This is a genomic window from Dermacoccus sp. UBA1591, from assembly GCF_002322065.1.
GTDB classification, from domain to species: Bacteria; Actinomycetota; Actinomycetes; order Actinomycetales; family Dermatophilaceae; genus Dermacoccus; species Dermacoccus nishinomiyaensis.
Genome location: NZ_DCNR01000089.1, coordinates 1 through 23,154, shown reverse-complemented (window position 1 = coordinate 23,154; position 23,154 = coordinate 1). Strand labels below are relative to the sequence as shown.

Annotated in this window: 16 protein-coding genes and 1 tRNA gene; 11 read left to right on the top strand and 6 right to left on the bottom strand. The window is 68.0% G+C overall.

Annotated elements, in window-relative coordinates; translation table 11 throughout:
* Positions 1–105: 105 nt before the first annotated feature.
* A tRNA-Sec gene (locus B2284_RS09505) sits at positions 106–198 on the bottom strand.
* Positions 199–319: 121 nt separating this feature from the next.
* On the opposite strand from B2284_RS09505, the gene selD reads away from it, so the two are divergent.
* Positions 320–1,309: a selenide, water dikinase SelD gene (gene selD / locus B2284_RS09500; protein WP_006945665.1), complete on the top strand. Its 990-nt coding sequence runs from the start codon at positions 320–322 to the stop codon at positions 1,307–1,309.
* A gap of 131 nt (positions 1,310–1,440) precedes the next feature.
* On the opposite strand, the gene nrfD is transcribed toward selD, so the two are convergent.
* From nrfD to B2284_RS09480, 4 genes are all read right to left on the bottom strand, one after another.
* Positions 1,441–2,784 carry an NrfD/PsrC family molybdoenzyme membrane anchor subunit gene (gene nrfD, locus B2284_RS09495; protein ID WP_006945724.1) on the bottom strand — a complete coding sequence of 448 codons (1,344 nt, stop codon included), beginning with the start codon at positions 2,782–2,784 and terminating at the stop codon, positions 1,441–1,443.
* Positions 2,781–4,007 carry a 4Fe-4S dicluster domain-containing protein gene (locus tag B2284_RS09490; RefSeq protein ID WP_006945686.1) on the bottom strand — a complete coding sequence of 409 codons (1,227 nt, stop codon included), beginning with the start codon at positions 4,005–4,007 and terminating at the stop codon, positions 2,781–2,783. The genes nrfD and B2284_RS09490 overlap by 4 nt, the downstream gene beginning before the upstream one ends.
* The gene (gene fdh, locus B2284_RS09485; protein ID WP_286697417.1) at positions 4,007–7,276 is read right to left on the bottom strand and encodes a formate dehydrogenase; all 3,270 of its coding nucleotides are present in this window, start codon (positions 7,274–7,276) and stop codon (positions 4,007–4,009) included. The genes B2284_RS09490 and fdh overlap by 1 nt, the downstream gene beginning before the upstream one ends.
* 154 nt (positions 7,277–7,430) lie before the next feature.
* A complete protein-coding gene (locus tag B2284_RS09480) occupies positions 7,431–7,829 on the bottom strand; it encodes an HAD hydrolase-like protein (protein ID WP_006945734.1) in 399 nt (132 codons plus the stop codon).
* A gap of 49 nt (positions 7,830–7,878) precedes the next feature.
* Between B2284_RS09480 and B2284_RS09475 the strand changes: the two genes are divergently transcribed.
* A complete protein-coding gene (locus B2284_RS09475; protein ID WP_006945659.1) occupies positions 7,879–8,532 on the top strand; it encodes a histidine phosphatase family protein in 654 nt (217 codons plus the stop codon).
* 103 nt (positions 8,533–8,635) lie between these two features.
* On the opposite strand, the gene B2284_RS09470 is transcribed toward B2284_RS09475, so the two are convergent.
* Positions 8,636–9,358 carry a hypothetical protein gene (locus tag B2284_RS09470; RefSeq protein ID WP_286697416.1) on the bottom strand — a complete coding sequence of 241 codons (723 nt, stop codon included), beginning with the start codon at positions 9,356–9,358 and terminating at the stop codon, positions 8,636–8,638.
* Between the two features lie 181 nt (positions 9,359–9,539).
* Between B2284_RS09470 and trhO the strand changes: the two genes are divergently transcribed.
* The 9 genes from trhO to B2284_RS09425 all read left to right on the top strand — a co-directional run bounded on the left by trhO (position 9,540) and on the right by B2284_RS09425 (position 22,871).
* On the top strand, positions 9,540–10,358 hold the full coding sequence (gene trhO / locus B2284_RS09465; protein ID WP_286697415.1) for an oxygen-dependent tRNA uridine(34) hydroxylase TrhO: 819 nt from the start codon (positions 9,540–9,542) through the stop codon (positions 10,356–10,358).
* A gap of 202 nt (positions 10,359–10,560) precedes the next feature.
* Entirely contained in the window at positions 10,561–12,333 is a 1,773-nt protein-coding gene (locus B2284_RS09460) for an ABC-F family ATP-binding cassette domain-containing protein (RefSeq protein WP_286697414.1), read from the top strand.
* Between the two features lie 62 nt (positions 12,334–12,395).
* A complete protein-coding gene (locus B2284_RS09455; protein ID WP_006945671.1) occupies positions 12,396–12,569 on the top strand; it encodes a CsbD family protein in 174 nt (57 codons plus the stop codon).
* 357 nt (positions 12,570–12,926) lie between these two features.
* Positions 12,927–14,396: an amino acid permease gene (locus B2284_RS09450; RefSeq protein ID WP_006945676.1), complete on the top strand. Its 1,470-nt coding sequence runs from the start codon at positions 12,927–12,929 to the stop codon at positions 14,394–14,396.
* Between the two features lie 169 nt (positions 14,397–14,565).
* Entirely contained in the window at positions 14,566–16,083 is a 1,518-nt protein-coding gene (locus B2284_RS09445) for an amino acid permease (RefSeq protein ID WP_074040598.1), read from the top strand.
* A gap of 187 nt (positions 16,084–16,270) precedes the next feature.
* On the top strand, positions 16,271–17,746 hold the full coding sequence (locus B2284_RS09440; protein WP_074040599.1) for an amino acid permease: 1,476 nt from the start codon (positions 16,271–16,273) through the stop codon (positions 17,744–17,746).
* A 140-nt stretch (positions 17,747–17,886) separates the two neighbouring features.
* Positions 17,887–18,939, top strand: a complete 1,053-nt coding sequence (locus B2284_RS09435) for an SAM-dependent methyltransferase (RefSeq protein ID WP_235006077.1) — start codon at positions 17,887–17,889, stop codon at positions 18,937–18,939.
* A gap of 123 nt (positions 18,940–19,062) precedes the next feature.
* Positions 19,063–20,586 (top strand): aminoglycoside phosphotransferase family protein, encoded by a 1,524-nt coding sequence (locus B2284_RS09430; RefSeq protein WP_237723877.1) that lies wholly within the window; start codon positions 19,063–19,065, stop codon positions 20,584–20,586.
* 446 nt (positions 20,587–21,032) lie between these two features.
* Positions 21,033–22,871, top strand: a complete 1,839-nt coding sequence (locus B2284_RS09425) for a phosphoenolpyruvate carboxykinase (GTP) (RefSeq protein ID WP_038566783.1) — start codon at positions 21,033–21,035, stop codon at positions 22,869–22,871.
* Positions 22,872–23,154 lie beyond the last annotated feature (283 nt).

The following is a 23,154-nucleotide window of genomic DNA, read 5'->3' as shown; positions in this document are numbered from 1 at the left end:
GTGGCACGTCGCTCCGAGCCGCGGCGGCGAGCCCACGCGGCCGGAAGACGGGCCAATGACGACACATGCGAGAAGCCCCGCCAGCTCGCGGGGCCCTGAGACTTGCGGAGGCGGACAGGAATCGAACCTGCCAAACCGAGATGCTCGGTTTCACCGGTTTTGAAGACCGGGGGGCCCACCAGGAACCCGGACGCCTCCCTTGGTGCGTGTCAATCATAGGGGCGCTGGAGTCGTGGGTGCGCCGGGGCGATGGGCGGGCGGGGTCCGCGCGGCGTACCCGTCGGGGTCGTTGTCAGGGGTACGGCGTAGGGTCGGATGCATGGAATCGATTCGTCTGACGCAGTACGCCCATGGTGGCGGGTGCGCGTGCAAGATCCCGCCCGGCGAGCTCGAGGAGGCGGTGAAGCACCTCGTGGGGCAGCCGAATCCGAGTGTCATCGTCGGCCTCGACGACGGTGACGACGCAGCCGCCGTGCGCGTCGGCGAGCAGGCGGTGCTCTCGACGGCTGACTTCTTCACCCCTGTCGTCGACGACGCGTACGACTTCGGTCGCATCGCGGCCGCGAACGCGCTCAGCGACATCTACGCGATGGGCGGCACCCCCGTCGTCGCCATCAACCTCGTCGGCTGGCCGCGCGACGTGCTCGGCCTCGACATCATGGCCGAGGTGCTCCGAGGCGGCGCCGACGTCGGTGCGCAGGCGAACTGCCCCGTCATCGGCGGCCATTCGATCGACGATCCGGAGCCCAAGTTCGGCATGGCCGTCACCGGCATCGCCGACCCGGGCAAGCTCATGCGCAACGACGCCGCCGAGGCGGGCCTGCCCATCTCCCTGACGAAGCCGCTCGGCGTCGGTGTGCTCAACAACAAGCACAAGTCGACGGGCGAGGTTTTCCCGCAGGCCATCGAGGTGATGACGACGCTCAACCGCGACGCGTCGATCGCCGCCGTCGCGGCGGGTGTCAAGGCGGCGACAGACGTCACCGGTTTCGGTCTGCTCGGCCACCTGTGGAAGATGTGCCGCGCCTCGGGCGTTCGCGCCGAGATCGACTCCGCTGCCGTGCCGTACATCGAAGGCGCCCGCGACGCCGCAGCCGAGGGTTACGTCTCCGGCGGCACGCGTCGCAACCTCGACTGGGTGCGTGAGCACATCACCGCAGCCGACGGGATCGGCGAAGACGAACTGCTGCTGCTCGCGGACGCTCAGACGTCCGGCGGCCTCCTCGTCATCGGCGAGGTGCCCGGCGCGCCCGTGATCGGCCGCACCCTCCCCCTCGACGGCGGCGCCCCCGGCATCAGCGTGCGCTGACTCGAACAGCACAGCTGCACGAGAAATGCGCATCTGCACGGGTATCAGCAGTCACGATCCCGGTGCAGATGCGCATTTCTCGTGTACAGACCCGGCCAGCCGACGAGCCGACCCGCCAGACACGCGAGCGCTCAGAGGTTGACGGGCTTGCCGTCCGGGCCAGGCAGCGGTCGGCGCCCATCCGCGGTGCGGGGGGCGTCATCCGCCGAGGCCAGCCGCGGGCCTGTCGTGATGTTCTCCGTCCCGCCACGCGCGTCGAGGCGGCGGCGCTGCGGCCCCATCGTGTACTTCGGGTCCTTCGCCGATTCCATGCCGGCTTCGAACACCGCGAAGCGTGTGCACACCGAGCCTGCGACGAAGCAGGCCCCGGAGACGACGGACGCCACGCGCGAGCGTCGCGCGAACAGCGCCGTCCCGACGAACCCGGCGACGTTGAGCGCCATGCTCGCCTTGTTGAGCTTGCCGGCAGTACCGTGGTGCAGCGGCTCGCCGACGCCCTCGGCGTCGAGGTGCTTCTCGAGACGATTGAGCACGCCGAGGTCGACGGCCGACCCGATGAGCGCTAGCGCCCGGGCGGGGCCAGCCTTCTCGACTGGCGTCCACATCATCGCGTTGCCGCTCGCCGCGGCCGATGCTGAACCGCCGAACACAAACGGCAGGTACAGCCGCGACTCGTGCCACGTCGGCGTCGACGTGTTCGACAGCAGCACCGCCGTGTACGTCGCCAGCGGCGCCGCCATCGACGCACCGAGCGCGACGAATCCCGGTTCGGTGACGCCGAGCATCTTCTCGACGCCGACGAGTGCCCCGTTGACGCGCAACCCGGCGTCACGACGACCCGCAGCACGCGACTGCCGCCGCAACCACCGCGACCCCGGCACCTCGAGCGAGGACGCCGACGCGACCTCGCCTGCAGCCCCGGCCACGCGATCGAGCGCGCCGACCAGACCCGTCACGGTGCCGCTTCGCTTGAGCGGCAGCATCCGCAGCACCTCGAGGGCCGCGAGCGGCATCGCACCGCCGCTGAAACCGGAGAGGATCCACGTGCCCACCGACATCGGCGAACTGAGCTTCGCCACGCGCATCATGTTGTAGAAGCGCTCCGGGCGACCCAGGTCGCCGATGAGCGACGCACCCGAGACGGCGACCGCAACGGCCGTCGTCAGGCGCGTCACGCGCTGCAGGGGTTCGTTGCCCGTCAGGTACGCGCCGGTCGCGAGCAGCTGAGAACCGCCCGCGAGGCCACCGAAGAACAGGTACGTCGGGATCGGCCATTCCCACGGCACGGGCTTGATGACGCCACGCCCGTAGTAGCTCTGGAACTCGACGTCCGGCACGAGCGCGCGCTCACCGCGGCCCTCGCGACCGTTCAGCCAGTCGGTCGGACGGCGACGCTTGCCGCCACGCCCGCCGCGACGGCGCCGCCCACCCTCGGGTTCAGGATCCCGATACGCATCAAGGGAATTCACGCTCACGCCACACCACCTCCGACGAACGCCAGCGCTGCTGCGGCCATCATTCCGCCGGCCGCCATCGCCATCCGCTTGTACGACTCCGGCAAGGTCTTCGACGGCGCCACCGGGTCCGGTGGCAGTCCGTACACCTCGGGATCGTCGAGCAGGAGGAAGACCGAACCGGTGCCGCCGACGCCGTCGTCGAGGTTCGCGCCGTAGAGGCGCGCCTCCGTCATGCCCTGCGCGTGCAGCTGCGCGACGCGCTCCTCCGCGATCGCGACCATCTCCGCATGCGTGCCGAACTTGATCGACGTCGTGGGGCACGTCTGCGCGCACGCGGGCGTCTGGCCTTCCTTCAATCGGTCGTAGCACAGCGTGCACTTCTGCGCGTTGCCGTGATTGACGGTCGCCGTCTTCTCACGCCGTTCGATGACGCCGAACGGACACCCGCCGACGCAGTAGCCGCAGCCGTTGCACACGTCGGCCTGCACGACGACCGTGCCGAACTCGGTGCGGAACAGCGCGCCAGTCGGGCAGTTGTCGAGACACCCGGCGTGCGTGCAGTGCTTGCAGACGTCGGACGCCATGAGCCACCGGAAATCCTGAGCCTCGTGCAGCGCCGTCGGCATGACGCCGTTGTCGGTCGCGACGATGTCGAGCACGTTGACCCCCGCCAATTCGTCCGTCACCTGCGCCCGTTCGACGTCGAGCGCCGGGGCGCCCGGGTCGAGCGCTGACGGTGCGTCGGTCGCGTAGTCGGTGTGCCCACCGGCGACGCGGATGGCGCGCGCGGCGTCATCCGGCAGGTCGGCGAGGTGCGACGCTTCGCCCGAGCCGCCCGCAGCGTCTGCACCGGCGCCGGAGGCCGACCGCAGCGTCGGCATGCCGAGGTCGACGAGCTTGCGCCCCGACTCACGGGCCCGCGCGATCTGCTCGCCCGACTGCTCGACGAACGCGACGTGACGCCACGTGTCGGCACCCAGCTCACCCGTGTTGTCGTAGGAGTAGCCGGTGAACTCGTACCCGTCCTCGGGGTTGCGGTTCCACTCCTTGCACGCGACCTCGCAGGCCTTGCAGCCGATGCAGATCGAGGTGTCGGTGAAGAAGCCCATGCGTTCGGCGAGGACGTCGTTGGGCGCACCACCCGTCAGCGTCGTCGCCTCCGGGGTGCCCCAACCCGCCTGCTTCGACGGGTCACCTCCACCCGCGAACTGCGAACGGATGTACTCGGTCACCAGGCTCATCAGTCACACTCCTGGCAGATCTCGTTGCCCGTCTCGACGGTGACGCCGGCGCGGCTCTGGTACTCACTGACGAGCTGCTCGTACTCGTCCCGATCCTGTGGACGGCGGCCCGGGCGGATGTCGCACATGCCCATCTTGCCCTCCTGGATCTGGGTGTTGCGATCGAGCACCACGCCGAGCAGGTCGTTGGCCGAATCACCATGCACCTCAGCGGACTTCGCGCTGCCCCAGTGGTACGGCATGCCGATCTGGTGCACCATGCGACCACCGATCTTGAGCGGCACCATGCGGTCGGTGACGAGCACGCGCGCCTCGATCGCCGCGCGAGCCGACACGACGGTCGCCCAGTCGCCGTTCTCGAGGCCCTTCTCGGCCGCGAGATCGGGTGAGACCTCGATGAACATCGACGGCTGCAGCTCCGACAGGTACGGCAACCAACGGCTCATGCCGCCGGCCGTGTGATGCTCCGTCAGGCGCCCGATCTGGAACACGTACGGGTACACGTCGCCACCCGGCATGCCCTCGCTCGGCGCGTTGAGGTTGTCCTTACGACGGAACGTCACCCGTGTCGGGTTGGACTGCTGGCTGTAGAGCGGGTTGCGCATCGGCGATTCCGCCGCCTCGTAGTGCGTCGGCATCGGGCCGTCGACGAGACCGAGCGGCGCGTAGAGCCAGCCCTTGCCGTCCGCCATCATGATGAACGGATCGTCGCCGGCGAGGCCGTCGGGCCCACCCACACCCTCCTTCGGACGGTAGGACGGGGCGGTCTTGAGCGGGAAGTCGGGGTTGTCCTTGCCGACCCACTGCCCCTTCTCCTCGTCCCACCAGATGAGCTTCTTGCGCTCGCTCCACGGCTTGCCCTCACGGTCCGCGGAGGCGCGGTTGTAGAGCGTGCGGCGGTTCGCGGGCCACGCCCACGCCCATTCGGCGGCCGTCTCGTCCTGCTCGTACCCAGGCTTGCGCCGCGCGGCCTGATTGACCCCGTCCTTGTAGATGCCGGCGTAGATCCAGCATCCCGACGTCGTCGAACCGTCAGCCTTGAGATCCGCGTACGTCGCGAGGGGCTTGCCCTCCGCGTCGGTTCCGTTGATCTCGGCCATGACCGATTCGGCGATGACCTCGCCGTGCTCGTCCTTGGGGTAATCCCACGTGATCGCCTTGAGTGGCTCGTCGATGGGGTCGCTCGAATCGGCCAGCCTGGCACGGATGCGCACCCCGACCTCGTGGAAGAAGTCGAGCTCGCTCTGCGCGTCGCCCGGCGGGTTGACCGCCTTGTGACGCCACTGCACGAGGCGTTGGGTCTGGGTGAACGTACCGGCCTTCTCGACGTGCGTCGCCGCGGGGAAGAAGAAGACCTCGGTGTCGATGTCCTCACTCCTCCACTCCCCGGAGGCGATCTCCGGCGCGTCCTTCCAGAACGTCGCGGTCTCGATGAGCTGGAAGTCGCGCACGACGAGCCACTTGAGGTGGCGTAGGCCCTCACGTTGCATACGGGCGTTGGCCGAGCCGACGGCCGGGTTCTGCCCGAGCACGAAATAACCCTCGACCTGGTTCTCGATCATGCCCATGACCGTCTGGTACGTCCCGTGCGCGCCGGACAGACGCGGCATGTAGTCGAGCCCGAAGTTGTTCGCACTTGTCGCGTTCTCGCCGTACCAGGCCTTTAACAGCGACACGGCGTACTTGTCGGCATTCGCCCAGTACCCCTTGGCGTCCTTCGACACGATCGAGTCGATGTAATCCTCGAGCGTTTCGTGGTCGGAGACCCGCGGCATCGGAAGGTAGCCCGGCAGCAGGTTGAACAGTGTGGGAATGTCGGTCGATCCCTGAATCGTCGCGTGTCCGCGCAGCGCCATGATGCCGGCGCCAGGACGCCCGACGTTACCCATGAGCAACTGCAGGATCGCCGCGGTGCGAATCATCTGGGCCCCGCCGACGTGCTGGGTCCAACCGACGGCGTAGGCGAACATCGTCGTGCGCTCGCGACCAGAGTTGGCGACGACCTCGCGGGCGACGAGTGCGAAGTCCTCCTTGGAGACGCCGCACACCTCTTCGACCATCTCCGGTGTGTAGCGCGCGTAGTGCCGCTTCATGATCTGCAGCACGCACATCGGATCGGTGAGCGTCTCGTCGCGCATCACGGCCGAGTGCGCGAGCGTCGGGCCACCCGAGCCGTGCGTCTCGGCGCCACCGCTCGCCTGGTGGCCCGAGGAACCGCTCTTCTCGTCACTCGAGGTGCCCTGATCCGGTTTGCCGGGCGGCGTCTTGTACTGCCACGAACTCTGGTCGTACTGGCCCGTGGTCGGGTCGTACCCGGAGAACAGGCCGTCGAGATCCTCGGTGTCGACGAAGTCGTCGCTGACGATCGTCGCGGCGTTCGTGTACGCGACGACGTAGTCGTGGAAGTACGTCTCGGTCGTCAGCACGTGGTTGATCAGCGCGCCGAGGAAGACGATGTCACTTCCGCCACGGATGGGGATGTGCTTGTCGGCCACGGCGGACGTCCTCGTGAAGCGAGGGTCGATGTGGATGACCTTCGCGCCACGCGCCTTGGCCTCCGTCACCCACTGGAAACCCACCGGGTGGCACTCGGCCATGTTCGACCCCTCGATGAGGATGAGGTCGGCGTTCGCCATGTCCTGCAGTGGATTGGTGGCTCCACCACGCCCGAACGAGGCTCCCAGACTGGGAACCGTGGCGCTGTGTCAAATACGCGCCTGGTTCTCGATCTGTATGGCGCCCGCGGCGGTGAACAGCTTCTTGATGAGGTAGTTCTCCTCGTTGTCGAGCGTTGCTCCACCCAACGAGGCGATTCCCATGGTGCGACGCAGGCGGTTGCCTTTGTCGTCCGTCTCCTGCCATCCGTTGCGGCGGCTGGCGATGAACCGGTCGACGACCATGTCAATGGCCTTGTCGCGCTCGATCGGCTCCCAATCGGTGCCACCCGGCTTGCGGTAGAGCACCTGCTTGACGCGTGAGGGGTTGTTGACGAGCTGCTCGCTCGCTGCCCCCTTCGGGCACAGGCGGCCGCGCGAGATCGGCGAATCTTTATCGCCTTCGATCCCGACGACCTTCTCGTCCTTGACGAACACGCGCTGGCCGCAGCCGACGGCGCAATAGGGGCAGACCGACTGCACGACGCGGTCGGCCGTCGTCGTGCGCGGTTCGAGCGTTCGAGTCTTCTCACTCGTCACTGCCGGGCCGCGACCGAGGAAATCCTTCGATCGCACCTGACGCAGGACGGGCCACTCGAGGGGTGACAGACCCATTGAGCTCCCCTTTCGTCGCATGCGTGATCGTTCTGCGTCCAAGTCTAGACCCGAGAGCCGACAACCCAACCGTCAGGCGCCGCCCGGAGCGCCGATCACGTTGCCGGGCGGCGAGATTCGCTCGCCTCGAGCTCTTGCCGCGCCGTCGCGCAGATCACTGCGGGCAGGCCTCCTGCAGCACCTCGACGACCGACGGCAGGACGTGCGTGTGCGGGCTCGCCTCAAGCGTCTCGCGCGAGACGGAACCCGAGAGCACCCCCGCGACGAGACCCGCCCCGCTGCGGGTACCCGCGACGAGATCGGCACCCGTGTCGCCCGCGACTACGACCCTTCGGACGTCGACGACGCCGGCACGTTCCATCGCCCGGAAGATCATGTACGGCGCGGGACGCCCCGCCGCCACCTCGTCGGCCGTGACGAGCGCATCGACCATCCCGCCGTCCTCGAGCGGCCCGACGCGCCAGCCCACCCCATCGAGCACCATGTCGGCGACGTCGCGGGTGAAACCGGTCGTCAGGGCGACCTTGAAGCCGGTGGCGCGGTGGATGGGCACGCTCGTGCGTGATCAGGTGATGTTCACCCCCGGCTGATTGGATGAGCGGGTGACCACCCTCCTGCTCATCCGCCACGGCCAGACCCCCAACAACGTCATCGGTGCGCTGGATACCGCGCTGCCCGGCGCCGGGCTCACCGAACTCGGCCACGCGCAGGCCGACGACCTCGTGCCGCGCCTCGCCGATCGCCGCATCGATCGAGTCGTCGCGTCCGCCCACGATCGAGCGCGTCTCACGGCCGGACCGCTCACCGCCGAACGCGGGCTGACGCTGACGCAGGACGCCGGCTTCGGTGAGATCTTCGCCGGTGATCTCGAGATGGCGACGACGCACGAAGCCGCCGACATCTACCTCGACACGGCCTACGCGTGGGCCACCGGTGACCTCGAGGCGCGCATCCCGGGTGGCCCCGCCGGCGCGGAGACGCTCGAACGGTTCACCGAGGCACTCGAACGCTCCCTGGACGGGCTCGACGACGATGCGACGCTCGCCGTCGTCAGTCATGGCGCGGTGCTGCGGCTATGGGTGACGTCGCAGTGCGAGAACCTCACGCCGCGGGAGGTGCGTCAGCGTCGGATCCCCAACACGACCGTCCTGACGCTCGAGGGTCGGCCGGGCGCCTGGCGATTCGTGGCCTGGGACGAACCGCGCCTGCTCGACCTCGCCGCCGACGACCCGACGGCCAACGCCGACGAAGACTGAATAGCCCGCGGCGCGCATCGCGTCAGCCGTCCGCCGCCTGAGCCACATGATGCTGCCCGAGTCAGTCAGGACTGACTCGGGCAGCGCCACGTGACGCGACTGATCAGGCAGCCTGCGCGCTCGTGCTCGACAAGGTGGGCGCCGTGGTCGACGAACTCGTCGAACCCGAACCACCCTGCGTCTGGCCGCTCGGCGCGCCATCGTGGCGGGGTCCGTCATGCCCGCCCGGCCCGCCGGGCTTGCCGGCCGTCACAGTCACGGTCTTGAGATCCATGCTGACGTCGATCCGCACGTGCGCACCCGCCTTCGTGTCGAACGCGTGGTAGGTGCCGTCGCTCTCCTTGTAGACCTTCTCGACGGTGACGCCCGAGTCCTTCGCCTTGACGGCGTTCTTGACGCCGGTCAGGGCGGTACCCGTCACCTCGGTGCCGCGGTGGTGACCGTGGTGGCCGTGACCCCGGCCGGTGCGGACGGTGACCGCCTTGAGGTCCTTGCTCACCTCGACCATGACGCGCTTGCCGGACCTCGTGCCGAACGCGCGGTACGAACCGTCCGGCGCCTGACGCACGCCCTTGACGGTGATCGACGCGTCCTTCGCCTTCACCGCATTCTTGACGTTCGTCGCCGCGGTCCCCGCGACCAGCTTGTCGTGCATGCCGCGCATGCCGTGCCCGTCCTGGCCGGCGGCGCTGCCCTGCTGCGTCGTGGTGTTCGGGGTGGAGGTGCCGGTGCTCACCGTCTGCGAGCTCGCGAGCGCCGCCCCCGAGACCGCGAGGGTGCTCACTGCGCCGACGCCGGCGGCGATCTTACGACCGTTCTTCGCCATGGTTGACTCCTTCATCCGTGGGCCTCGACCGTTCGTGGCCCGACGGATGCACGCTGACCGCCGCGGCTGTGATGAAGCTATGTGCACTACAAGGCGAGCCCATGCGTTCGCCTGCCGTCAGGTTCGAAGAAGCTGAGAGAATGCCGCCATGCCCGGCGCTCCCTCCGACGATCTCGCACCCATGACCTCTCCCGCTCCGTCCGCCCTCCCGTCGAGTGGCGATCACATCGCGTTCTATCGGTTCGTCGCGGTGCCCGACGTCGACGCCGCCGTCGTGCGGGTGCGCGAGCTGTGCGCTGCGCGCGAGGGTTTGACGGGGTCGGTCCTCATCGCGAGCGAGGGCGTCAACGGCATGCTCGCCGGAGCGCCCGAACAGGTCGACGCCTTCCGCGCGGCAGCGAGCGCCGACGCCGTCACGCGGGCCCTGTTCGACGGCATCGTCACCAAGCGCACCGCGTTCACACGTCCGCCGTTTCGCCGCATGATGGTCAAGGCGAAGCGCGAGATCGTGCCGCTGGGCGTCGACGGGCTCGACATGCCGAACCGCATGGAGGACGTGCGTGCCACCGACGTCGCGCCGCAGCGATGGCGCGAGCTGATCCGGCGCGACGACGTGATCGTCCTCGACAATCGCAACAGCTTCGAGTTCGGCGTCGGCCACTTCGAGGGGGCGATCGACCCGGGCGTCGAGAACTTCCGCGACTTCGCCGACTACGTCGAGGCGCACGCGCCTGCGTGGCGTGAGAGCGGGACGAAGGTCGCGATGTACTGCACGGGCGGCATCCGCTGCGAGAAGTCGAGCCCGTGGATGCAGGATCTGGGTCTCGAGGTCTTCCAGCTTCAGGGCGGCATCCTCAACTACTTCGCGCAGATGCCGGACGCCGACGTCGACTGGCGCGGCGAGTGCTTCGTGTTCGACGAACGCGTCAGCCTCGACACGCACCTGCGCGAGAGCGGCACGGGCGCCGCGGACATCGACGAGCCCCGCCCCTCCGAGTGACGAGCGCGGGGCGCCTGCCCGACGGCACATGACATGTCGCCCCCGCTGACGAGTGCCCGCTGGGTCGTCGGGGCGTCGCGTCGTCGGGGCGTCAGGTCGCCGGGCCAACTGGCTGACGGACCGCCCAGCCCGCTGAAAATCGGGTGACGCCACCCCGCCACGCCGCCTAGCGTGAGGGTGTTCCCACCACTCCAGGAGGCCTGTGTATTCATCGTCCTTGCCCTCGGCCGGCGGCTCGTCCGGCAGCCACCTGCGCGTCGACGGCGTGTCGAAGAGCTACCCCGACCGTCGCGTCCTGACGAACATCTCCTTCAGCGTCGCGGGGGGCGAACGCGCCGCCCTCATCGGCGAGAACGGCACGGGCAAGTCGACGCTGCTGCGCCTCGTCGCCGGCCTCGAGCGCCCGGATGCGGGCAGCATCACCGCGCCCGGCAGCGTCGGTCTGCATCATCAACAGGCGCCGTTCGCCCTGACGCTGACGGCGCAGCACGTGCTCGACGACGCCGCTGAGCCGATCCACGCTCTGGCGCGAGCGGTCGAGGTCGCGGGCGAGCGTCTCGCGCGAAACGCCGAGGACGCGCTCGCCGCAACCGAACTCGACGCGGCCCTCGCCGCGGCGGAGCGAGCCGATGCGTGGAACGTCGAGCACACGATCGACGGACTCGTCGACGGCCTCGGCATCGGCGCAATCGCGCGTGACACGCCGATGAACGAGGTCTCCGGCGGCCAGCTCGCCCGCTTCTCCTTGGCGTGGATGCTCATCCGCCGTCCGCAGACGCTGCTGCTCGACGAACCGACCAACCACCTCGACGATCGTGGCGCGCAGCTGCTCACATCGATGCTCCTGACGTGGCCCGGCCCGGTGCTGCTCGCGAGCCACGATCGTGCCTTCCTCGACGAGAGCGTCACCGACCTCATCGACCTCGACCCGCGGCCCCTGCCGCACCGGGTCGCCGCCCGCATCTCCGATGCCTCGGACGCCGGCGCCGCCCACGGCGTCACGCGTTTCACGGGCACGTTCTCCGACTACGTCCTCGCTCGCCACGACGAGCACGAACGCTGGGCGCGCCAGTACGAGGACGAGCAGGCCGAACTCAAACGGCTGCGCGCGAAGATGAGGGAAGACCACACCGTCGGGCGCCCCGAACGAGGGCCCCGCACCGAGGCGCGCGGGGCGAAGAAGTTCTACTCGGACAAGAACGCCACCGTCGTCGCGCGCCGCGTCAACGATTCGCGCACGGCGCTGGAGCGACTCGAGAAGACGCAGGTGCGCAAACCCCCGGCCACGTTGCGGTTCAACACCGAGCGTTCCCTCGCGGCGGCCTCACGCCCGTCCGAACTTCCCGGCGGGCCGCTGCTCGCGGCGTCCGCCGTCAGCGTTCCGGCGCGTCTGGAGCCGACGAGCCTGACGGTGTCCGCCGGCGAGCGCCTCCTCGTCGAGGGGCCGAATGGGTGCGGCAAGTCGACGCTGCTGCGCGTCCTCGCCGGCGAGTTGGAGCCCGTCACGGGGTCAGTGCATCGCGAGCGCCGCGTCAGCGTCGGATTGCTCGGCCAGGACACGGCACCGCTCGCGTTCGACCGTCAGCCCTCTGGCGGCCCTGACGTCGACGCCCCGCACCTCGAGCCCGACACAACCGTCCTCGACGCCTACCGTGCCCGTGTCGGTGACGACCTGGCAGCGCGACGCCCGCTCGCGACGTTCGGCCTCATCGCCGGACGCGACGAGAACCGTGCGTTGGCCGACCTCAGCGTCGGGCAGCGTCGTCGTCTCGATCTGGCGTGTCTGCTCGCGTTGCCGCCGGACGCGCTGCTGCTCGACGAACCGACCAACCACTTCTCGCTGCTGCTCGCCGAGGACGTCGAACGGGCTCTCGACGACTACCCGGGCGCCGTCGTCGCCGCGAGCCACGACCGCATGCTGCGCTCGCGCTGGGCAGGAGAACGCCTCGCACTGAGCTCCCAGAAAACCCTCTAGCCACGCTCCGGAAAGCGGCGTAGGGTCGAGGCAACTGTTGTCCAGAGAAAGGAGTCCATGTCATGGGTATCGATGACAAGTTCGACAACGCCAAGGACGAGAAGCTCGGCCAGGCCAAGGAGGCCTTCGGCAAGGCGAGCGACGATCAGGGTCTCGAGGCCGAGGGCAAGGGCGACCAGATGGGCGCCAACCTCAAGCAGGCCGGCGAGAAGATCAAGGACGCCTTCAAGGGCTGATTGCCCGAAGCGTTGCCTACTTGGTCACGGGGCGCATCCTCACGACGAGGATGCGCCCCGTGTCGTATGTCCGCCCGGTCCAACCCTGCAGGCTCCCCCCGGGTACGAGCGCAGCGTCGACGGCCGATCGTCACGATGCGGTCTCGGTTGCGTCGCGTCCAGAGCGCTCGCCCAGGCCGCCCCGCAGCGTCAGACCGCGTCACCCACGCGACATTCACAGGCCCCCTCAACACTCCCGTAACAATGGGGCGCGAGGGGTGTCACCTCGCTGGCCTACAGTGCTGAGCGGCACACCTGACCGGCGACGTGCGTCCCCGCGCGAGGCCGAGGTGTCCTCCTGTTCATGAAAGGCAACGTATGTCCTCGACTCCTGACGCGCTGAAGAATTCGGCCGCGTCCGATTCGCGCGACTCCGGTGACACCGGGTACGCCAAGCACCTGAAGAACCGCCACATCCAGATGATCGGCATCGGCGGCGCCATCGGCTCCGGCCTCTTCCTCGGCTCCGCGGGGCGTCTCAACGAAGCCGGCCCGTCCCTGATCTTCAGCTACGCCATCTGCGGCGCCGTCGCGATGATCGTCGTGCGTGCGCTCGGTGAGATGGTGCTGCACCGCCCGAGTTCGGGTGCCTTCGTCTCCTACAGTCGCGAGTTCATCGGAGAGAAGGGGGCGTACGCAGCGGGCTGGTTCCACTTCCTGAACTGGGCCTTCACTCTCATCGCGGACGCAACGGCGATCGCGACGTTCCTGTACTTCTGGAAGCCGGTGTCCGACGCCTTGCCGAAGTGGGCGCTCGCCCTCATCGCGCTGGCGATCGTTCTCGCCATCAACCTCATCGGCGTCAAGCTGTTCGGCGAGGTCGAGTTCTGGTTCTCCATCATCAAGGTCGCCATGCTCGTGGTCTTCATGGTGGTCGCGATCTACTTCATCGCGACGTCGCACCAGCTGGGCCCTGATACCGCAGGCCTGCGCAACATCACCGATCACGGCGGGATGTTCCCGAACGGGCCGAGCCACATGTGGACCCTGATGTCCGGCGTCATCTTCGCCTACGCCGCCATGGAACTCATCGGTGTGGCCGCCGGCGAGACGGAGAACCCGCGCGAGGTCATGCCGAAGGCCGTGCGCTCCGTCCTGTGGCGCATCCTGATCTTCTACGTCGGCACGATCACGCTGTTCTCGCTGCTCCTGCCGCACACCGCCTACCAGGCGGACACCTCGCCCTTCGTGACGGTCTTCGACCGCATCGGCTTCCACATCGGCGGCGTGAAGATGGCCGACATCATGACCGTGGTCCTCGTGACGGCGGTCGCCAGCTCGATGAACTCCGGCCTCTACTCCACCGGGCGCGTGCTGCGCTCGATGGCCGAGGCGGGCACGGCGCCGCGTTACCTGCGCAAGATGAGCAAGCACCAGGTGCCGTGGGCCGCGATCGCGACGACGGCTGCCTTCGGTCTCATCGGTGTGGCCATCAACTATGCGTGGCCCTCGGATGCCTTCGAGATCGTCCTGGAGGTCGCCGTCCTCGGCATCATCGGCGTGTGGGCCATGATCCTCATCTCTCACATGATGATGGTGCGCAAGGCGAAGCGCGGTGAGATGCAGCGACCCGACTTCCAGCTCAAGGGCGCGCCCTTCCTCAACATCGTCGCGCTGGGCTTCCTCGGCTTCATCCTGGTCCTGATGGCGACGCAGGGTGGCGTGCTGCAGAAGGTCGTCCTCATCATGGGCCCGGTCGTGGCCGCTCTCATGATCGGCGGTTGGTTCCTCGTCCGCAATCGGATCAACGCCGAAGCGTTCGACTCCGAGGACAACGCCATGGTGTGAGCCTCCGCTCATCACGTCTGATGCCCCGTCTACGTTCGTAGGCGGGGCATCACGCGTCGATGGCGTCATCTCAGAGCGGACACGTGTGTGCACGCGGTCACATCGGTGGCCTAGAGTGTGCCAGTCATGTGGCCTGGGCTACGGCCCTCGAGCAGTAAGGCATCCCTCGATGTCCTCCCTCCTCTCTGAGCCTGCGCCCACCTCCGGGTCCGCGGCTCCCGGCGCGAACGGCCCCGCCGACGCCCCGCATTCCCGCGACGCCGGTGACACCGGGTACGCCAAGCACCTGAAGAACCGCCACATCCAGATGATCGGCATCGGCGGCGCCATCGGCTCCGGCCTCTTCCTCGGCTCCGCGGGGCGCCTGCACGAGGCCGGCCCGTCCCTGATCTTCAGCTACGCCATCTGCGGCGCCGTCGCGATGATCGTCGTGCGTGCGCTCGGTGAGATGGTGCTGCACCGCCCGAGCTCGGGCGCCTTCGTCTCCTACAGTCGCGAGTTCATCGGCGAGAAGGCGGCCTATGCCGCCGGGTGGTTCCACTTCATCAACTGGGGCTTCACCGTCATCGCCGACTCGACGGCCATCGCCGGGTTCCTCATCTTCTGGAAACCGATCTCCGACGCGCTGCCGCAGTGGGCTCTGGCGCTGCTGGCTCTCACGATCGTGCTCGTCATCAACCTCATCGGCGTGAAGTGGTTCGGCGAGATGGAGTTCTGGTTCTCCATCATCAAGGTCGTCACGATCATCGCGTTCATGTTCGTCTCGATCTTCTTCATCGTGACGAGCAAGGATCTGTCGTCGGACGGTCAGCACGCCACGGCCGGCCTGCACAACATCACCGACAGCGGTTTCTTCCCGAACGGCGTGTCGCCGATGTTCATGCTGATGTCCGGCGTCATCTTCGCGTACGCGTCGATGGAACTCATCGGCGTCGCCGCCGGCGAGACGGAGAACCCGCGCGAGGTCATGCCGAAGGCGGCGCGCGCCGTCGTGTGGCGCATCCTCGTGTTCTACATCGGCACGATCACCCTGATGACGCTGCTGCTGCCGACCGACCAGTACAAGAAGGGCGAGTCGCCGTTCGTCACCGTGCTCGACCGCGTCGGGTTCCACATCGGCGGCGTCCACATGGCCGACATCATGAGCGTCGTGCTGATCTCCGCCGTCGCGAGCTCGATGAACTCCGGCCTGTACTCGACCGGCCGTGTGCTGCGCTCGATGGCGATGGCCGGCACCGCGCCGCGCTACCTCGCGAAGATGAGCAAGACGCAGGTGCCCTACTGGGGCATCTTCACGACGTTCGCGTTCGGCCTCATCGGCGTCGGCATCAACTACGCGTGGCCGTCGGACGCGTTCGAGATGGTCCTCGAGCTCGCGACGCTCGGCATCATCGGCGTGTGGTCGATCATCCTCATCAGCCACCTCATGATGGTGCGCAAGGCCAAGCGCGGCGAGCTGGAGCGACCCGACTTCAAGCTCAAGGGCGCGCCGTTCCTCAACATCTTCGGCCTGCTGTTCATGGCGGCCGTGCTGCTGCTCATCATGTTCGGCGACGACCCGAAGGCCGCCAAGGCCGTCTACATCGGCGGGCCCGTCCTCGCGGCGCTCATGGTCGGCGGCTGGTTCCTCGTGCGCGGCCGCATCAACTCCGAAGCGTTCGACGACGAAGCGTCACGCATGTCCTGACGATCGAATGCCCGACGTGACGGCGCCCCACCCGGCCGGGTGGGGCGCCGTCACGTCTGTGCACTCCAGACGCCTCCTCGTGACCGGATCGCTCACGGCGATGACGGCCCTGCGTGCGACGACGCCGCACGCCTCCCCTAGTGTGTGCGTGCCCAGGCCGCACCCGGCCTCGACGTGAAAGGGAGCGATGTCGACCTCCGCCGACACCCAGAACAACCCGGCGCCCACCGCGGGACGCCCGGCCGACGCCGGTGACCACGGCTATGCGAAGAACCTGAAGAACCGGCACATCCAGATGATCGGCATCGGTGGCGCCATCGGCACCGGACTGTTCCTCGGTGCCGGTGGCCGCCTCGAGAAGGGCGGGCCGTCCCTGCTCATCTCGTACGCCATCTGCGGTGTCGTCGCGATGATCGTCGTGCGCGCCCTCGGCGAGATGGTCGTGCACCGCCCGAGCTCGGGCGCGTTCGTCAGCTACAGCCGGGAGTTCATCGGCGAGAAGGCTGCCTACACCGCCGGTTGGATGCACTTCATCCACTGGGCGACGACGATCGTCGTCGACTGCACCGCGATCGCCCTGTACTTCCACTACTGGGGCTTCTTCAGCGAGCACGTCCCTCAGTGGGTCATCGCAGCCATCGCCCTCGTCGTGACCGTCGCGATCAACCTCGTCGGGGTGAAGCTGTTCGGTGAGATGGAGTTCTGGTTCTCCATCATCAAGGTCACCGCCCTGCTGGGGTTCATGGCCCTCGCGATCTACTTCATCGTCTCCGGCCACCACGTCGGTGGTTCCGCACCCGGGCTCCACAACATCACCAACCACGGCGGGTTCTTCCCGCACGGTCTCGCGCCGATGTTCATGCTCATGCAGGGCGTCATCTTCGCCTACTCGTCGATGGAGCTCGTCGGCGTCGCCGCCGGTGAGGCCGAGAACCCGCTCGAGGTCATGCCGCGCGCCGTCAACTCGGTGCTGTGGCGCATCATCGTCTTCTACCTCGGTTCTCTCGTGCTGCTGACGCTGCTGCTGCCCACCGATGAGTATTCGTCGACGACGTCGCCGTTCGTCACCGCCCTGGCGCAAGCCGGCGTGCCACACGCGGGGGACGTCATGAACGTCATCGTCATCACGGCCGCGGCATCGTCGATGAACTCGGGCCTGTACTCGACGGGACGTGTCATGCGGTCGATGGCCGTCTCCGGTTCGGCGCCGCGCTTCCTCGGCGTCATGAGCGGACGCGCCGTGCCCGCCGCCGGCATCATCGCGACGGCTGCACTCGGCGCTGTCGGCGTGGTCATCAACTATCTGTGGCCGAGCGAGGCGTTCGAGATCGCGCTCAACTTCGTGTCGGTGTGCATCATCGCGGTGTGGTGCCTCATCATGCTGAGCCACCTCGCGTTCGTCGTGAAGTCGAAGCGTGGCGGCGCCCCGCGGCCCGCGTTCCGCCTGTGGGCCTCCCCCGCGAGCGACATCTTCGCGCTGCTGTTTCTCGTCGCCGTCGTCGTGCTCCTGGCGACCAGTGACAACAAGGGCTTCCTGACGGTCTGCGTCGCCTCCCCCATCGTTGCGATCGTCCTTGTCATCGGGTGGTTCTTCGTGCGGAACAGGATCGACCCCGACGCCTTCGACGCCGAGGAAGCACGCCTCGAGGGCCACGAACACTGACCCTCACCTCGGCACCCTGACGAACCCCCACCTGCCTGATGGGTGGGGGTTCGTGACGTCGCCGGTGCAGGAGGTTCGGTTGTGGCCGACGGCCGCCGACGCGCGATGGGGGTCATGTCGTTCGCCACTAGACTGACCGGGTGATCGAGCTTCCTGTGCTGTTCTCCACCACGCCCGACTACTACCGTTTCGCCGTCGTCGAGCTGCGCCGTGAGCTCGACATCGAGAAGGTGACGCGCGTCGGCGAGGACGCCGGGCTCGTGCAGTTGAAGGACGGCGGCCTCGAACGGATCCACGACCTCGCGACGAGCGGTTACCTCAGGTTCTGCAAGTACCTCGCGAACGTCGAGGCGCACACGCCGACGAAGGCGCATCGGCACGACGACGTCGAGGAGATCGCCGAGTGGGCCCTCGACGCGATGACGACGCGCCTCGAAGCGCTGACCGAGGCGGGCCGATATCGGGCCGGTGACGCCGTGTCGCTGCACACCTGGGATTCGGGGCAGGCGCCCTGGGCGCCGGGCAAGGTGCGTCGCCCCCTGCTCGAGATGCTCATGGACGAAGGTGTCCGCGTCGTCCCCGGCGGCGCCGAGCACACGCTGTCGCTCTGCCTCGGTGAGGATCGTCTGACGACGGGGGTGACGCCGACCCACCTCGGCCTGTCCGACTGGGCCGGCGGGCGCATCCGCCTCGCCGCGCGCAAGGAGCAGGTCAGCCGCGCCGAGTTCAAGCTCGAAGAACTCTTCGGTCTCATCGACGTGCCGCGCGGAGACGTCGCCGTCGACCTCGGCGCGAGCCCCGGGGGCTGGACGCGCATCCTGCGCTCGCACGGTTTCTCGCAGGTGCACGCCGTCGACCCGGCCGACATCGACGAGCGCGTCATGAACCTCGGCGGCGTCGAGCATCACAAGACGACGGCGGGCGAGTTCGTCGCGAAGCACGGCGAGCGCGTCGACCTCATCGTCAACGACATGCGCATGCCGCCGCAGCTTTCGGCGCACACGATGCTCGAGGCGTCCGACATGCTGCGTCCCGGCGGCAGCGCGATCGTGACGTTGAAGCTCGGCACGAACAACCCCGTCAAGCAGGCCGACGAGGCGATGACGATGCTGACGAAGGCGTACGACATCACCTTCGCGCGACAGTTGCAGCACAACCGCCACGAGATCACGCTGGTGCTCTCTCGCGTGTGATGCCGGCGCTCATCTCCCAGCATCGGGAGAAAATGCGTCGCCGCTCACCGAGTTGGCTTTAGAACTCCCAATGTTGGGAGGTAATGAGTCGCCGCTCGCCGAGTCGGCTGCAAAACTCCCGACATGATGAGTTCTGAGCCCGACGCTGCCGACGCTGCCCGACTCTTGCGTGAACAGGCACCTCACCTTTCGACGCTCGAGGTGCGCCCGAGCAAGACGTCCGGCAGCAGCAACTGGGTCTTCCGGATCGGGGAGCACCTCGCGCTTCGGCTGCCACGCTCCGATGCCTACGCCGACGACCTCGCCAAGGAGGTGACGTGGCTGCCGATGCTCGGAGCTGCCGTGAGAACACCGATCCCCCGAATCGAGTTCACCGGGCGCCCAAGTGCGGTGTTTCCGCGCCGATGGGCCGTCGTCACATGGCTCGAAGGCCGCACGCCCAGAGATCTTGAGGCGCCGATGCAGCAAGCGCTTGCCACCACGCTCGGCGAGTTCACCGCAGAGCTCCACGCGCTCGACACCTGCGGCGAAGTGGGCGGCGCCGAGCGCTGGGGCTACCGCTGTGGGGAGCCGGTGAACGACACCACTGACGGCTGGGTCGAGGAAGCAGCCGATGAGCTGAGCGATCTCTTCGACCCGGCTCAGGTGCGCCTGGCGTGGAAGCGGCTGCGCGAGGTCGGCCCCGCGCCGAAGGCCGGGGCCTGGGTGCACACCGACCTGTCGCCCGAGAACGTGCTCGTCGACGCTCGCGGCGCGCTGGCCGGGGTCATCGACTTCGGCGGGCTCGGTGTGGGTGACCCCGCGGTCGACCTGCTCTACGCCTGGGACCTCTTCGACGCACCGGGTCGCGCCGTGTTCGCGCGTGCCGCTGGTGCCGACGAGGCGATGTGGGCCCGTTCTCGCGCATGGGTCTTCGCCGGGCCGGGTCTTCTCACCTTGGCGGACTACCGCCACACCATGCCCGAGCGCACTGCGCGACTTCCCGTGCGACACGACGCGGACGACCTCCCACCCCTCGGCGCGCAACGCCGCTTCTCGCTCGATGTCCGCGTGCTTCTGCGCCTCGGTGGTGTAGTGATGATCGCCGTCGTACTCGATCGCGATCTTCAGCTCGGGGTACGCGAGATCGAGCCGACGACGACGCCCGCCGGCCATCACCTCGACCTGCGCCACCGGTCGCGGCAGCCCCGCAAGGATGAGCAACACGCGCAGCCGCGTCTCCATCGCCGACTCTGCTGCCCCATCGACGAGCCGCACGAGATCCCGCCCGCGCCCGGGCCGCGTCCCGAGCGACTCCGCCCATGCAGCACGAGCTCGCACTGCATCCACCGACCTCAGGCGCAGGACGGCATCGGCGAGAACGACGGCGTCGACGAGGGAGAGCCGCGGAAGAGGCGACGGACGTCATCGGAGGCGAGGTCGCTCCGACTCAAACCCGCCACGAGCGCCTCCCGCGAGGTGAAGGGCGACGGACCCAATCCGTTCAACGCGGCGCGTCGCCGCTCGGCTACCGCTCGGCGGGACGCGCGACGTTCGGACGACGTTTCAGCTGCGGGTCGAGATGTCGTCATGCCTCCAGGCTCGCTGGTTCGGTGCGACCATGCCGAAAGTTATCCACAGGGCCTGGAAGACCTCGGCGGGTTGTGACCGTCGAAACGCCCGAGCTGGGGGGTTTCGCAGCCGCCTCGCCACCCCCCGGGCCTCCGACGCCCAAGCTTGGGAGTTTCGCACTCAGCGTCCGCGCAGCGTTCCGAACGCCTCCGAACGAACCCGCCAACAACCCGTGCCACAGGTCACCGTCGTGGGTGGAAATGTTGAGTTAACGGCGAGTTCGTCGTCACTTTCGACATTCGACACTGAAACCCAACAGGTCACCATGCATTTGTGACTCAGCTCACAAGCTTGGTTCGATCGCCCATTTTATCTTGACGTCGAGATACCCGTACGTTCGAAGAGTCCCCATTCGTGCAGCGGAAAACAATCGTGGCCAGCCACGAAACGTCCGCGGCCGGGGTGACCGACGACAGCGATCAGGACGGCACGCGCGGAGATCCCGCTCGGGCCCGATCGCACACTAAGGATGGCCGATCCACATGACGACGATGGACATGCCGAAGGCCGGCGTTCCCACCGAAGGCGGCACGACGCACGAGGGCCTCGCGGCCTGGGTTGCGGAGGTCGCCGAGATGACCACCCCCGACCGCATCCAGTGGGTGACTGGATCGGATGAGGAGTGGAAGCAGATCACCGACAAGCTCGTCGAGCAGGGCACGTTCACGCGCCTCAACGAGGAGAAGAAGCCGAACTCGTTCTACGCCGCGAGCTCGCCGCAGGACGTCGCGCGCGTCGAGGACCGCACGTACATCTGCTCCGTCGACGAGAAGGACGCCGGGCCCACCAACAACTGGATGGACCCGAACGAGATGAAGGACCTCATGCGTGGCCTGTACAAGGGCTGCATGAAGGGCCGCACGATGTACGTCATCCCCTTCGTCATGGGTCACCTCGAGGCCGAGAACCCGATGTTCGGCGTCGAGATCACCGACTCGGAGTACGTCGTCGCGTCGATGCGCGTCATGGCGCGCTGCGGCACGAAGATCCTGAAGCGCATCGAGGAGCTCGGCGAGAACGCCAAGTACGTCCCCGCGCTGCACTCGCTCGGCGCGCCGCTCGCCGACGGCCAGAAGGACGTCGCGTGGCCGTGCAACGAGGAGAAGTACATCGTGCAGTTCCCCGAGGAGCGCACGATCTGGAGCTTCGGCTCGGGTTACGGCGGCAACGCGCTGCTGGGCAAGAAGTGCTACTCGTTGCGCATCGCGTCCGTCATGGCGCGTGACGAGGGCTGGCTCGCCGAGCACATGCTCATCCTCAAGCTGATCTCCCCGGAGAACAAGGTCTACTACGTCGCGGCGGCCTTCCCGAGCGCCTGCGGCAAGACGAACCTCGCGATGCTGAAGCCGACCATCCCGGGCTGGAAGGTCGAGACGCTCGGCGACGACATCGCCTGGATGCGTTTCGGTGAGGACGGCCGCCTCTACGCCGTCAACCCCGAGTTCGGATTCTTCGGCGTCGCGCCGGGCACGAACGAGCACACGAACCCGAACGCGATGGCCGCGATCAACAAGGGCAACAGCGTCTTCACGAACGTCGCCCTGACCGACGACGGCGACGTGTGGTGGGAGGAGCTGGAGAACACGCCGGCTCACGCGACGGACTGGAAGGGCAACGACTGGACGCCCGAGTCGGGCGAGCTGTCGAGCCACCCGAACAGCCGCTACTGCACGCCGATCGACCAGTGCGACATCCTGGCCGACGAGTACAACGACCCGCAGGGCGTGCCGATCTCGGCGATCCTGTTCGGTGGCCGCCGCAAGACGACGGTTCCGCTCGTCACCGAGGCCCGCGACTGGCTGCACGGCACCTTCATGGGCGCGACGCTGTCGTCCGAGACGACGGCCGCCGCGACCGGCGCGGTGGGCGTCGTGCGCCGCGACCCGATGGCGATGCTGCCGTTCATCGGCTACAACGCCGGCGACTACTTCCAGCACTGGGTCAACGTGGGCAAGGACGCCGACGCATCCAAGCTGCCGGCGATCTTCTACGTCAACTGGTTCCGTCGTGACGAGGACGGCGGCTTCCTGTGGCCGGGCTTCGGCGAGAACAGCCGCGTCCTCAAGTGGGTCATCGAGCGCATCGAGGGCAAGGCCGCCGCGGTCGAGACGCCCATCGGCCACGTCCCGACGCCCGAGTCGCTCGACGTCGACGGCCTCGGCCTGACGGACGCGCAGCTCGAGAAGGCGCTCGCCGTCGACGTCGAGGAGTGGAAGGCCGAGATCCCGCAGATCGAGGAATGGTTCGCGAAGTTCGGCGACCAGCTGCCCGTGCAGCTGCAGGTCGAGCTCGACGGTCTCAAGGAGCGCCTCGGCGCCTGAGCCCATCACGGAGACGCTCGCCGCCTCGGTGCCTGCATGAGTAGGTTCCGCTTCGGCGGGGCGTGCGCCAGCAGGTTCCGCTTGGGCGGGGCAGACTCGATGAAGCCCAGCAGGGTGCGTCTCCCCCACGACGTGGCGATCCCGGCCGATCGTCACTGGCCGTCGTCGGTCACGAAGCCTCCCGCGTGCTCACCCGAGCGCCCGGGAGGCTTCGCCGTCCCCCCGGCGATCCTCGTCCCCGTCGGCGAATCCTGTCCCCTTTCGCGGCTCTTCACGAATGAGG

Excerpts from the sequence above, each read along its gene's own strand:
- selD (WP_006945665.1), top strand. The coding sequence starts at position 320 with ATGGAATCGATTCGTCTGACGCAGTACGCCCATGGTGGCGGGTGCGCG.
- B2284_RS09490 (WP_006945686.1), bottom strand. The coding sequence starts at position 4,007 with ATGAGCCTGGTGACCGAGTACATCCGTTCGCAGTTCGCGGGTGGAGGT.
- B2284_RS09470 (WP_286697416.1), bottom strand. The coding sequence starts at position 9,358 with ATGGCGAAGAACGGTCGTAAGATCGCCGCCGGCGTCGGCGCAGTGAGC.
- trhO (WP_286697415.1), top strand. The coding sequence starts at position 9,540 with ATGACCTCTCCCGCTCCGTCCGCCCTCCCGTCGAGTGGCGATCACATC.
- B2284_RS09455 (WP_006945671.1), top strand. The coding sequence starts at position 12,396 with ATGGGTATCGATGACAAGTTCGACAACGCCAAGGACGAGAAGCTCGGC.
- B2284_RS09450 (WP_006945676.1), top strand. The coding sequence starts at position 12,927 with ATGTCCTCGACTCCTGACGCGCTGAAGAATTCGGCCGCGTCCGATTCG.
- B2284_RS09445 (WP_074040598.1), top strand. The coding sequence starts at position 14,566 with ATGTCCTCCCTCCTCTCTGAGCCTGCGCCCACCTCCGGGTCCGCGGCT.
- B2284_RS09440 (WP_074040599.1), top strand. The coding sequence starts at position 16,271 with ATGTCGACCTCCGCCGACACCCAGAACAACCCGGCGCCCACCGCGGGA.
- B2284_RS09430 (WP_237723877.1), top strand. The coding sequence starts at position 19,063 with ATGATGAGTTCTGAGCCCGACGCTGCCGACGCTGCCCGACTCTTGCGT.
- B2284_RS09425 (WP_038566783.1), top strand. The coding sequence starts at position 21,033 with ATGACGACGATGGACATGCCGAAGGCCGGCGTTCCCACCGAAGGCGGC.